The following is a 13776-nucleotide window of genomic DNA, read 5'->3' on the forward strand; positions in this document are numbered from 1 at the left end:
AGAATTACATCAGTCTATCTTTCAAAACCTGCGGAAGTTCGGGCATCGCACCGCTCTGTGTGCAGACATAAGCAGAAACCTCGACAGCCAGTTTATGCGCTTCGGGCACCGGTTTTCCATTGAGAATGGAAGCACAGAAAGCAGCCGTAAAAGAATCGCCTGCACCCACTGTGTCGGCAACCGGTACTTTGGGCGTCTCCTGGAAAGAGACAACGCCCGGAGTGAACACATAGCTGCCATTGATTCCACAAGTGAGAATCAGCATCTTCAGGTTGTATTTTGCCAACAGAATCCAGCATTTATCCTGCAAATCGATACCGGGATAACCAAACATACGGCTGATAGTCACCAGTTCTTCGTCGTTTATCTTCAGGACGTTGCAGCGGCGGAACGATTCACGCAATACCTCTTTTGAGTAGAAATCCTGGCGGAGATTGATATCAAATATCTTGAGCTGTCCGTCTATATCAGGCATCGTATCCAGAAAGCGATTGATAGTGGCACGGCTCACGTCATTACGTTGAGCCAGCGAACCGAAGCAAACAGCACGTGTGCTCAAGGCCAAACGTTTCAGTTCATCCGTAAAGGGAATGTTATCCCACGCCACGCCCTCTTTGATTTCGTAACAAGGCACGCCCTCGTCATCGAGCGTCACCTGCACCGTACCGGTAGGATAGTCTACCTGTTCAATCTGCATCTTCAACTTCTTCTCGTTGAATACTTTCAGAATTTCTTCTCCCAGTTCATCCCTGCCTACGGCACTCACTACACGACTGTCAAAACCAAACTGTGATACATGATAGGCAAAGTTTGCCGGAGCACCACCGATTTTCTTTCCTTCGGGCAACACATCCCAAAGTGCTTCGCCCATTCCTACAATTATATTATTCATGATATACAGGTTTTATTGTTTCCAAAGTTATAAAATTATTTTCTGATACGGAACGTATAATACAAAAGATAAAGCACGCCCACCGTCATTACGGCGATAGCACCATTCTGTCCCATGGAAGTATCCGAAGCCACTCCCATTGCCAACGGAAACACCGTCCCGCCGAAAAGTCCCATAATCATCAAGCCGGAAACTTCGTTTTTCTTACCCGGCAGATAAAGCAATGCCTGCGAGAAGATGACGGAAAATACATTGGAGTTGCCGAAACCAATCAAAGCGATGCAAGCATAGATAATTGCCTTTTCATGGAAGATAAACAAACCGATCATGGCAATCAACATCATCACCACACTAATGCCGAAGAAAGATTTCGGAGACATCTTACGCAAGATGAAAGAACCCAGAAAGCAACCTGCCGTACGGAAAATAAAATAAAGACTGGTTGCAAAAGCAGCATCATCCAATCCCATGCCGATGCGCTCCATCAAAATCTTCGGGGCGGTAGTATTCGTACCTACGTCAATGCCGACATGACACATGATGCCAATGAAACAAAGCAGAATAAACGGTTTGCCAAGCAGGGCGATACATTGTCCGAAAGTAGACGGTTTGCCCTCTTCTTTTTCCTCTTCAATTTGTGTGACATTGAGTAGAAGAATAGCGATGACGGCCACAATCATATAAATAGGGAACAGGATGCGCCAGCCTAGATCGAAAGTCGGAATGGCCTGTGTCGCTCCCCACATGGCGATGTAAGGTGCCAGAAAAGAAGCTATGGCTTTCACAAACTGACCGAAAGTCAGGCTACTCGCCAGGCGGTCGCCACGCACGATATTGGAAAGTAACGGATTCAGAGAAGTCTGCATCAACGCATTTCCAATGCCCAGGAGGGAGAAGGAAATCAGCATCAGCATATAGCTGTCGCCGAAAACGGGTAGCAACAGAGAAGCGAAAGTCACAATCAAACTAAGCAATACGGTTTTCTGCTGACCAATGCGGCTCATCAGCATGCCGGTGGGTACGGAAAAAATCAGGAACCAGAAGAATACCAGTGATGGAAAGATATTCGCCTGTGAGTCCGACAGACCAAGATCTGCCTTTACGTAATTGGAGGCAATGCCTACCAGGTCAACGAATCCCATGGCGAAGAAGCAAAGCATCACCGGGATTAGTTTGGAGAGGGAAGAGTTTTTACTGTTTTCCATTATTTTATCTTTTATATGATGAATTCTGTTTCCATAGGGCGGAGCACATAACCCTATGGCAATGTATGCATCAGTCCTTTATATAGTTGATGTATCTCCCGTTCCTTGTTACTTTAAAGCTACGGTCTTGTTGGGTTACCACGGCCGTGGTAGCTTCTTCCCACGGCTGTGAAGAGTTCTCACCACGGCCGTGGGAGGATCTCGTCACGGCCGTGACGAACTAACAGAACTGTGGCTTTGAAGAAAGTGTCTCCGCACTTTAGTAGAACTCCTCCACTAGGACAGACGTACTCTTCCATAAGGAAAGACGTATTAGTCTATAGGGAAAGAAGTATTCTACTCTAAAGAAACGAGAAAAGAGCGCATAGAGTAAGAAGAATGAGCTTATTTCTTCAACTTGTAGATCACAAACGAATCTACTTTATACGCTCCTCCTTTACTGTAAAAGTCGATATGAGTGTAAGGTTCCGACGGGAATACCTGATTAGTCATCACAAAACGTCCGCCATCACCAAAGGCTTCCACACTGGATTTATCGACAAAGAGACGGAGTTTCAATTCGTCTTTTCCACTTTCAATGGTCGTCCAGGTCAACATTGGGAAGTTCTCATTGAAACCAACCTCCCCGCTCTTGCGGCGGTCCATCGAGAATTTCTTTTCTTTCATGTCATATTGCATATCCACTTCTTCGCCTTTGTCATTGTAGAGACGGAAGCCGATTACATCCGCATGTTGATTTTCGATAGTCAGTTCTATTTCGTATGCACCCTCATTGCCGGCAATCATGTCTTTGATGGTACGTGTTCCGTTCACTTTGAACGAGCGTTTCTTGGAGATGTCACGCAGTTTCAGCAGTTCGGGAGAGGGAGCCGAGTGAAGATAAGTTTCGCCATCTACGGTGAATAGGCTCAAATCGCGAGGAACAGAGTTCGGACTACGGTATTGAGAGGTAGGAACATCGTTTGCATATTGCCAATTGCTCATCCATGCGATAGCGATGCGACGGTTGTCGGGAGCATCGCTCCAAGTCACGGTAGCATAATGGTCTTTCCCCCAGTCCATCCATTTGGTTTTAGAGGGTGATTCGTTTACAAATTCTTTTCCGTTGAACGTTCCGACAAAGTATTGGGTGGCACTTCCTCCGAAAGGACCTCCGGGATTCAAATTACAAAGCAATACCCATTTCTTTTCGTTCGTGCCGTCTACTGGAAGTTCAAATAAATCAGGACATTCCCAAACACCGCCATGTGCACCTTGTCCTTCACCGAAACTACTTTCAAAGGCCCAGTCTTTCAGATTGGAAGAAGAGAAAATTTGCATTTCCTGTCCTACTGCCAACAACATAATCCAACGTTGAGTCTCTTTATGCCAGAATACTTTCGGATCGCGAAAATCACGGGCATCAGACGTCAATACCGGATTATTTTCATATTTTGTAAAAGAACGTCCATTATCTGTGCTATACGCAATACTTTGTACTTGTCGATCACTATTCTGCGTATAAATTGCAACAATAGCACCCGCACCGAATCCGGCAGTATTATCAGTATCTACTACGGCCGAACCGCTGAAAATTGTACCAAGCGCATCAGGGGTAATAGCATCGGGACGATGTTCCCAATTTATCAGGTCTTTACTGATTGCATGTCCCCAATGCATATTGCCCCATTTGGAGCCATAAGGGTTGTGCTGGTAGAAAAGGTGATATTCACCATCTTTATATACCATCCCATTGGGATCGTTCATCCATCCATAAAGAGGTGAGAAGTGATAAGTAGGACGGAACTTTTCACGATTGCCCGTATCGAACGTGTCGGACAATTTCATTTCTTTGCAGCAAACAGCGGAAAGTTTACCCCGTATCGGATCATTCGAACCTAATTTAAATTTCAATAATATGTTTTTACCTGCATAGTCCGAAAGATCCAGTGGAACAAAATAGTCCACTCTGTTCACTGCCAGGCGAACATCCGCAACGTTCACCTCTTTATTATTAACGATCATGCTGACACGTACATCAGGCATCACCTCCTCTACGGGTAAAAGCAAATAACGTTGATTTGTATTTATATGTACCAGGCAATGTCCTTCACCCAAATCTTTTATTAATAAAGAAGAAGTATCGGCTGAAGCATCCGAAAATGAGAAAATCATCATAACCAGAATTGTCAAAAAGGTCTGTACTTGTTTAAACGAGAATAATACATTCATGTCAGATGGTATTAGAGTTAATTATTAATATTCATTGTCTTCTATTTGTTACCATGCAAAGATAGGCGTAACGGATAGTTACACCTATCACTTTTGTTTCAGAAGATAGAAAAAATGTTACCTATCTATTTCTTAGCGCTTAGATAATGCAATATATTTTTCGTCATGAGCACAATATTATCTTGATAAACGTTAAGATTACTATTCTGATTCCATTCATAAGCAGCGAGCCCAAGGGCTATACATGTACCTTGATATTCCGCTGTCGAAGCAAATTCCACCATTCCGGCACAACAATAATCCGTCACGTGTCCCCACGTTGCTAAAACGGTAGCATTGTTTTCTTCTTCAAATGCCTTTACTATATTCCCTGCATTGGGATAAAGACCGGGGAAACCATAAGAATTCAAGTCCCACATACAATTATGGTCTTCACGTCGTCCGGGACCGATCAGCGGGAACGTTTCATGAGAGAATTGGTCGGAAGTAACCATACCGGCAAACACTGGATGACTCCGATGATCATACTCCATTCCGATGTTGGCATTAATCGTCCAAACGTCCGCGCCATCTCCTCCTTCACCATCTGCAAATATCCCTGGAGCCCGTTCGGTACGCCCCAATGGCACAACCAACTGAGTCGCATGATTACTCAAGAACAGATTCCCTCCATTCTTATAATACGTAGTCAAGGCAGCGATCGCATCAGTAGACAAAGGTAACTTATCCCATCCGGCTCCAATGCCTACACGGTCTATATGCACCCAAATAACATCGTAAACAGAAAGATCTTCACTAGTCAACATGGCAGGAGTGACAACTTTACCATTCACAAACTGTTTCTTGAACCATGCATAAGAGGCTTTTTCATCATCATCTTCTATCTCTTCGGGACTATTATACGTTATCACATAAGCTGCATTTGTCAAATCAAGCCCGGACGGTTTCACCTTAATATTTTCTTCCGTTACTCCGCAATCTATCACTTCGGATAATTCGCTGATATAAAATACTTGATTACTGTTTTTATCTTCTATCGTACAATCTGCAAAACGATTATTTTCTCCTTCCGCAGCATTCACTGTAGTGGGATTTTCTATACCTTCACTCCAAGATACATTTATGGTGTTTGACGTGAAATGATTGTATTCACCTTTCACATGAATTACCCCATAGTCGGCTTCTTTGCCATTGAGTTGATTATCGCTCTGATTTACCGTGAACAAGTTATCACTTAACAAGTTGTTTTGCCCGCTTAATTCAAAGAAAGTCATTTTGTTTCCGGTAAATTCATTATCCGAAATATTCACTCGGCTACAGCCAGTAAAGTTGGCACACCAATCGTCATTCGCCGTTAGTTTGTTGTGAGAGAAAATCAGATTACTTTCTCCCGAAATACGTGCAGCCACACCGCCTTGCGATGAACCGAAAGCAGAATTGGTCACCATATTTTGTATGCCACCATTCATTTCAATGCCATTCACAACATCGGTTGCATCTATCCGGGCTAATGTAATGGCATCACATCCTTGGAGTTTAACGCCCTGATACATATTTTCCATCTTAATATTGAAGAAATGCAGGCGGTCATTGTCATGCTCTACATAGATTCCGGTTCCTTGGTGGTCGGCTTTCCCCACAAGGGTAAGTCCGCTTACCTCCACCCCGCTAATACGATTTTTATGTCCGCCTATATCGGCAACAGGAGCGACATGTAATGCATATTCAGCATTTCCAAGTATCAAACGACTGCCTTTAGCGTCAGCAACAGGAACAACCGTTTCATCATTCACACCTTTCAGTGTTACGAAATTGCGTGTAAGCTGAATGGGGCTATCCAGGCGAAAAGTCCCTTCGGGAATAAGTATCGTTCCTCCCTCGGGTGGGAGATCGGCTATAATAGCATTTATAAGATCTGCACAATCGGTAGATCCGTCAGTCGGAAGCCCGAATTGCGTTATATCTATTATCTTCTGACCTTTACATTCATCGCAAAGCGCATAAGTATCGTCATTACTGCAAGATGTGCCCAACATCAGGAACAATCCGCTTATCAAGAATTTATTTATTTTCATGGTGTTACTATATTAATAATGGTATAGGATGAGGAAATTATTCTATTATGCTCACCTTATCAGATGATACACAATTAGAGACTTCAGTTTCTGCGTTCACCAAGAATACCCGATAGCTCTCCAAATTATCTATAAAGCAGTTCTTGAACACGTTGCCTGTTCCTTGAGTGGCATTTACAGCTACAGCATCAGCATAAGCCCATTCACATGATAAACTGTTGGACACAAACGTATTGTTGTTACCTTTTACATTGATTATACCAAAATCATCGCCATGGTCGAGCATTTGATTCTGAACTGCTCCTGTAAGCCAAAAGATGTTCTTATTTACCCGATTGTTATCGCCACTCAACACAAGAATACCATTATAGTAGCTTTTGAAATTATTACCTTCAATAACACTATTATTGCAATCATCAAGCACTAAATTTTCACGTCCATCAGGGTAGACCTGATTATTAAGGAATGACAGTTTGTTCACTCCCTGCGCTTTACAGGTTATGCCAGTGGGCTGTGCACCTAATTGGCAATTCTTTATAATCATATTCTCACCACCAATCAGTTCGATACTATTAGGAAGTTCACATACCCAACAGTTGACTATCTGCATATTCTTTGCCTGTTCTATCTTGATGCCGGTATGCAGATTTATGCCAATAATATTAGAAAGTATTCCATTATCGCTCGTGCCTGTAAAATGTATGCCGATGTTCTTGGCTTCCGTCCCCCCCGACACCATCAGATTCATAATCTTTAACCCCTTCACGTCTGTTTCTACTTTTATAGCTGCTTCGGCATTGCGGGCCACTAGTTTGCTTCCACCACCAGGTCCCAGCAGATCGTTGATTCCATTCACGTCAATATTGCTGCGCATACCGGGATTTAATCCTTTAATCGTCACATTGTGCTTATTAATCACAATGGGAGCATCAAGTACAAAATCACCTTCGGGAATAACCACCACTCCCCCTTCGGAAGGTAAGGAGGCAATTGCACTATTAATGGCTTTCGAACAATCTGTCTTTCCATCACCAATAGCTCCGAATGTGGTAACATCACCTTCGATTTCAGTATGAGTGCCATAACATAACAGGTTATCATCACCGTCGCAAGCTGTGAACAAGCACAGACAGAAAGTGCTAATTAAATATCTCTTTAGTTTCATCATATCTATATTTAAGGAATTCATATTAGTTAAACTTACCATATCCAGGGTTCTGCACATAATTACCTTCAGAGAAATTATATTGCGCATTGGGGATAGGCAAATATTCATCTCTGCCACGGACGAAGCGAGCACCACGATAATAAACGCGTTTGTTTTGCTCCACACCAATGTAACTGTTCATAGTTTCCGCAGCAACACCCCAACGTACCAGATCGAAGAAACGATCTCCTTCCATAGCAAACTCCATGCGACGTTCCCAACGTAGTGCTTTGCGGGCTAATTCTTGATTCCAGCCTTCAGAAGGGTATTCACCGATCAGATAATTAGCCGCATTCTGTTCTGAATCCTCAAAGTCTTTTACATAAGGGCTATTCTTGGCACGCAGACGAATACGGTTAATGATTTTGCGGGCTTCTTCCAGTCCGGCAGCTTCACCTATTTCTATCAGCGCTTCAGCCTTCCACAACAACACGTCGGCATAACGGATAATCTGCCAATTGAGATGGGAAGCCCCCCAAGGCCAACCTTGGAACATCTCGTCACTCTCCGGAGAAATATAGAAGCGTTTGGTACAGTTGAAACCATATTCGCCACTGTTACGCACCCAATTTGCTTTACAAGGCTCGGCAGTATATGTTTTCCAAGTAATACCCGGACGACCGGTTACGAAATCCAAACGAGGATCTACAGTTGCGTCAACATTAGTGAGTTCACTTCCTTCGTATATTCCATAGTCATCGGTGTTGAAGGTATCAAACAAAGGCAATCCATAGGTATCTGTCTTATAGGCATTGATTAAGTTTTGGCTGGGCAAGAAAAATCCGTCACCACCATAAGGACCTTTAGGGGCGTTGAGCAAATTACTCCAGTTTATATTCCCGGCACCATCGGTTTCATCATCCATCGAATATTGTACGGCAAACACAGACTCTACTCCATTCTCATATTCCAATTGATCGAGTTTCTGAAAATCATTCAAAAGATCATACGTCTTTCCTTGTGCACCCACTTTGTCGCAAAGAGTCACCACTTCAGCCAGCAACTGCTTATCAATAGCAACCACTTGGTTATTGTCATCTTGTTGATAGGCCTGATAGAGTATGGCTTTAGCGGCATAGGCATAGGCTATGTTCTTTGTGATACGACCTACTTGAGATTGAGTATCAGGCAAATCGTCGGCAGCATCGAGAAATTCCTGTGCTATTTTACCCAAAAGTTCTTCACGGGTATACTGGTTGTTGGGGATGTACTTATAGTCATCATTTTCCACATTTTCATCAAAATAAGGCACTTGCTTGAAAAGGCGAACCAGTTCGAAGAAGAAGTGTGCACGAATCACCTTCATTTCAGCCTTACGACTTTTAAGTATTGACAAAGAGTTCTCGTCAAGCGTGTTCATTACCCTCAATGCGCTGTTACAGCGTTGTAAACAGCAATAGAGTTGAAACCATTTTTCGTCGGCATTACTCCATGTAGCATCTATTTTAAAGGTTTCAAGCAGCGTGCAAAAGTCACCGTCATTTACACCGCCACCGCCTTTATAAGCATTGTCCGAACGTACTTCGCCATACGTCCAATTCGTCATTGGTACCCAATGCATCTCACGATTGGGACCTTTCAATCCGGCGTAAGCCGAAGTTACCAGGAGTTCCACACCGTCAGCCGATGCCAACAAATCGTCATTGAGTGTACCCTGTGGTTTAATATCAAGAAAACGGCTCTCATTGCAACTTGCCAATAGTGCCATAACACCTGCTGCAAAGATATATTTCAATTTCATAATGTTCTGTATTTAGGATAAAAATTAAAAACCAAGTGATAGACCGAATGTATAAGTGCGAGGCTGAGGATATGGATAGCCCAGTCCTTCAGGGTCGGCACCCGTATAATTAGTCAGGGTGAAAACGTTCTGTGCTTGCAGATACACACGCAAATTGGAAAGACGTGCTTTTTTAATCCACTTATCCGGGAAAGTGTAGCCCAGCGTTAAAGTCTTCAGCTTCACGTAAGAACCATCTTCGATAAAGAAAGTAGAACTGCGTGTTTCTACATTATTGTCCACCACAGTCAGTGCAGGGATGTCACAATTATAAACTCCGGTTTGCTCATAATCATTCCAAGCATGCATTGCATCCATCAGACGTACAGAGTGATTACCTGTCCAGCCTTGGAATAGGTCGGTATAAAACTTAGAGTTATTCCATGCATCGCGAATCATACCATTGAAGAATGCGGAAAGATCAAACCCTTTGTAAGATGCACCGATATTTAAACCACCGATAAATTTAGGTTGATCGCTACCTTGCCAATCCATATCGGCAGTATTGATGACGTTGTCACCGTTAAGGTCTTTGTAGCGAATACGTCCCACACCGGGAGCTCCAATCTGTACATCATATTTGCTTAGATATTCATATACCTCTTGCTTTGTTTTGAATACACCATCGGCTTTATATGACATCCATGAGCCATAAGGTTGTCCCACAATGGTTTTGTCCACACCGTTACCACCTCCCCAGGTATATTTGATAACATCCGGAAGTTCGGTAATTTCATTCTTATAATAAGAGATGTTGAACGAAATGTCATACTTGAAATCCTTTATTTCATCCCGCCAAGTAAAGGTTGCTTCCACCCCGCTGTTATCCATACTGGCAGCATTATACCATTTATATCCACCTTCGCCAATCACACCTATATAAGGTTTTTGAATTAGCATACCAGTGGTCTTCTTTTGAAAATAGTCCAGAGTCAAGCCCAAACGGTTATCAAAGAAAGCGGCATCAATACCAAAGTTCAACTGCTTGGTCTCTTCCCACTTCAAGTCGTTGTTACCCGAACGATCTTTCTGTACACCGGGTACGACTGTTGCACCATCACCATTGAAGTTGTATGAACCATTGGACATGTTAGTGTAATAAAGGTTGTAAGTAGCATTGTTGTCAATCTGGTCATTACCATTAATTCCCCATGATGCACGTAATTTAAGGTCTGAAAGCCAGTTTTGCGTACGTTCCATAAATTTTTCGCGTGACATTCTCCAACCAGCTGATACAGAAGGAAAGATGGCTGAATTGTTCCCTTTACCAAAACGTGAAGAAGCATCACGACGCACCGTTCCTGATATGAGGTACTTATCATCGAACGCATAGTTTACCTTACCAAAGTAAGAAACCATAGCATAAGTAGAAGCATTGTTACCCACGCTTTTTCCTTCGGTCACGGTGTCCAGATAGCGATAGTCAAGGTCTTCTATCACCAATCCGCGACCATACCCCTGCAAATGCTCACCATTTTCTTTCTTAGCTTCGGTTCCTATCACAGCACTGATATTATTCTTCCCGAAATCTATGCTATAATTAGCCGTGTTCGACCATACCCATTGTACACTATTATCCTGTCGTACGGTCAGTTCATTTACATCTACCTTCCGATCGGCTTCGCTCCATTTTGGGACAAAGGTTGAGTTGAAACCGGTAGTATAATTCAAGCCAAATTGGCTCTTCAATACCAGATTTTTAATAGGCTCTACTTCCAAATAAACATTACCAAAGATACGCCAGCTTTTGTGACGATTATTGGCTTCGTTGTCCGTCAAGCGAATGGGATTCGGTTTATCTCCCAATATATCCACATAACCACCGGCATACCCTCCGTTTTCATCGTACACAGGAATGGCCGGATGCTGCGCAATAACCAATTCTTCTATACCGGCAGGATTAAGATGTTCCAACCAATGGTTCACCGAGATGCTTTCTCCCACACGTACTTTACCATCCACAAAGCGGAAATTAGAAGCTAAACGCGAATTAAAGCGTTCGTAGTCTGTATTACGGCAAAGGCCATCTTGATTCATATAGTTTAAGGTAAGAGCCACATTACCATCCTTAAATCCTTTAGAGAGGGAAAGATTATAATTCTGCATCAAAGCTGTACCAAATATCTCCTTTGCCCAATCAGTATTGCCCGACTTTATCTTCACTCCATTCTGGTCGAAATAATATTCTTGCAGTTGGGCTTTCTCTCCATTTCCATAGACAACACTGTTTGGATAGGTTCCAAAAGTATTTTTATAGGCTTGCCAATAAACATCACCCCATTGGTAAGCGTCAAGCATATCAATACCACCGGCAAAAGTCTGGGCAGTGAGCGACATATCAAAACTTACCTTTACATCACCTTCCTTAGCACGTTTTGTGGTAATGATAATGACCCCGTTGGCAGCCTGAGCACCATAAATCGCAGCAGATGCTGCATCTTTCAACACCTGAATGGATTCGACATCATTGGAAGAGATGATAGAAGCTACATTGTCATGTGTCTGAACACCATCTATCACATAAAGAGGGGAAGAATTGTTAATGGTAGTAATACCACGTAATTTAGTATCCGTGTTTCCACCGCCGGGTTTACCATCAGTTGTCACGTTCATACCGGCTACACGCCCCTGCAAACCTGACATCACATTACCGGTAGGTATATCCGCTACCTCTTTCATCTTCACTACGGCTACCGAACCTGTCAGACTGGCTTTCTTTTCAGCCATATAACCTGTCACAACCACCTCATCAATCATCTTAGCATCTTCTTCCATCACTATCTTCAAGGAAGGTTTAGCGGCAATAATCACTTCCTTATATCCTATATAAGAAATAGCCAATGATGCATTTGCCGGTACACTAAGAGTAAAGTTTCCGTCTAAATCGGTAATAGTTCCAGTTGATTTAGAATCATTTTGCACTACGGAAGCACCAATAATCGGTTGCCCATCAGTCTTTGAAGTAACGTTTCCCTTCACCGTTATGTTTTGTCCCCAAAGGACTGACATGAAAGTAAACAGGAAACAAACGCTGCAAAGAAGTTTTTTGTTCTTCATAATACTAAGCATTAGTTTGATGTTATTAAATTAAAAGTACGAATTTTATCTTTATCGATAATGCAAATTACGGTTGATTTACGTCAATCGACTGAAAAAAATGTTTCAAAGGCTGTAACATTTGTTGCATAGAACGCTATTTTATAGGGTTTTATACATTATTTTTCTCATCACAAGAATTATGGAGAAGATATTCTCTTGTCAGTGGGAAAATATTACCTTTGCGTAGTGATATAAGCTTTTAAAAAGTAGTTATAATTAAAACGATTAATAAAAAAAGTCAGTTACCGATTGTAACCAACTGAAAATTGAACGATATGAAAACAATCTCCAACGAACAACTTACCATTCAAGTATCTCCGCATGGAGCGGAACTTTGCAGCATCTTCGCCAATGGAAAAGAATATCTGTGGCAAGCGGATCCTGCTTTTTGGAAACGTCACTCTCCTGTCCTATTCCCTATTGTCGGAAGCATATGGGAAAATGAATATCGCAATGAAGGGATTCCTTATACACTTACCCAACATGGATTTGCACGCGACATGGAATTTACGCTTGTTTCCGAAAAAGAAAATGAAGTACATTACCGCCTTATCAGCAATGAAGAGACTTTGCAAAAATATCCGTTTCCATTCTGTCTGGAAATAGGTTATCGCATTCAAGGAAAGCAAATTGAGGTGATATGGAAAGTAAAGAATACCGGCGACAAAGAAATGTATTTTCAGATTGGGGCACATCCTGCTTTCTACTGGCCGGAGTTTGATGAGAACAGTTTAGAAAGAGGGTTCTTCGGATTCGACAGGAAAGATGGCTTGAAGTATATTCTTATTTCTGAAAAGGGATGCGCTGATCCTTCTGTTGAGTATTCCTTAGAGTTGGCAGACGGATTGTTACCATTGGATACTCATACTTTTGATAAAGATGCTTTGATCTTGGAAAACGGCCAGGTTCGCAAAGTCACCTTATTTAATAAGGAGAAACGGGCTTATTTAAGTTTACACTTCAATGCTCCGGTAGTCGGCCTTTGGTCGCCACCTGCAAAGAATGCTCCTTTTGTTTGCATCGAGCCTTGGTATGGACGTTGCGACCGCGCACATTATACAGGGGAATATAAAGATAAAGACTGGATACAGCACCTGCAACCGGATGAGATATTCCAAGGGGGATATACAATTGAAATCGAAGAATAATCGACAATAGCCAACAAGACCCGGCAAATAAAAAGTAGCTGCCGGATTTCACATCTGACAGCTACCAACACCTAATTCTAATCTACAAAACCTAACTTATAAATCTAACCTATGAACCTTTAAGCAACTAATACCCATTGCTCTTACTGAATCTATGAA

At 42.5% G+C, this 13776-nt stretch carries 8 protein-coding genes; 1 reads left to right on the forward strand and 7 read right to left on the reverse strand.

What is annotated here, in order from left to right:
- Window positions 1-4 precede the first annotated feature (4 nt).
- The 7 genes from N5O98_RS11610 to N5O98_RS11640 all read right to left on the reverse strand — a co-directional run bounded on the left by N5O98_RS11610 (window position 5) and on the right by N5O98_RS11640 (window position 12439).
- Window positions 5-892, reverse strand: a complete 888-nt coding sequence (locus N5O98_RS11610; RefSeq protein ID WP_004311736.1) for a carbohydrate kinase family protein — start codon at window positions 890-892, stop codon at window positions 5-7.
- Window positions 893-927: 35 nt separating this feature from the next.
- The gene (locus N5O98_RS11615; RefSeq protein WP_004311737.1) at window positions 928-2097 is read right to left on the reverse strand and encodes an MFS transporter; all 1170 of its coding nucleotides are present in this window, start codon (window positions 2095-2097) and stop codon (window positions 928-930) included.
- 384 nt (window positions 2098-2481) lie between these two features.
- Window positions 2482-4308 (reverse strand): DUF4980 domain-containing protein, encoded by a 1827-nt coding sequence (locus N5O98_RS11620; RefSeq protein WP_269495695.1) that lies wholly within the window; start codon window positions 4306-4308, stop codon window positions 2482-2484.
- Window positions 4309-4433: 125 nt separating this feature from the next.
- The gene (locus N5O98_RS11625) at window positions 4434-6383 is read right to left on the reverse strand and encodes a DUF4960 domain-containing protein (protein WP_004311739.1); all 1950 of its coding nucleotides are present in this window, start codon (window positions 6381-6383) and stop codon (window positions 4434-4436) included.
- A 37-nt stretch (window positions 6384-6420) separates the two neighbouring features.
- Complete coding sequence (locus N5O98_RS11630; protein WP_032849301.1) at window positions 6421-7551, reverse strand: glycosyl hydrolase family 28-related protein; 1131 nt, start codon at window positions 7549-7551, stop codon at window positions 6421-6423.
- Between the two features lie 22 nt (window positions 7552-7573).
- On the reverse strand, window positions 7574-9331 hold the full coding sequence (locus N5O98_RS11635) for a RagB/SusD family nutrient uptake outer membrane protein (RefSeq protein ID WP_004311741.1): 1758 nt from the start codon (window positions 9329-9331) through the stop codon (window positions 7574-7576).
- A 24-nt stretch (window positions 9332-9355) separates the two neighbouring features.
- Window positions 9356-12439, reverse strand: coding sequence for a SusC/RagA family TonB-linked outer membrane protein (locus N5O98_RS11640; protein ID WP_004311742.1), 3084 nt, complete (start codon window positions 12437-12439; stop codon window positions 9356-9358).
- 305 nt (window positions 12440-12744) lie between these two features.
- Here N5O98_RS11640 and N5O98_RS11645 point away from each other — a divergent pair, with 305 nt between their 5' ends.
- Window positions 12745-13617 carry an aldose 1-epimerase family protein gene (locus tag N5O98_RS11645; protein WP_004311743.1) on the forward strand — a complete coding sequence of 291 codons (873 nt, stop codon included), beginning with the start codon at window positions 12745-12747 and terminating at the stop codon, window positions 13615-13617.
- Window positions 13618-13776 lie beyond the last annotated feature (159 nt).

This window comes from Bacteroides sp. LFL-34 (genome assembly GCF_027257075.1).
GTDB classification, from domain to species: Bacteria; Bacteroidota; Bacteroidia; order Bacteroidales; family Bacteroidaceae; genus Bacteroides; species Bacteroides ovatus.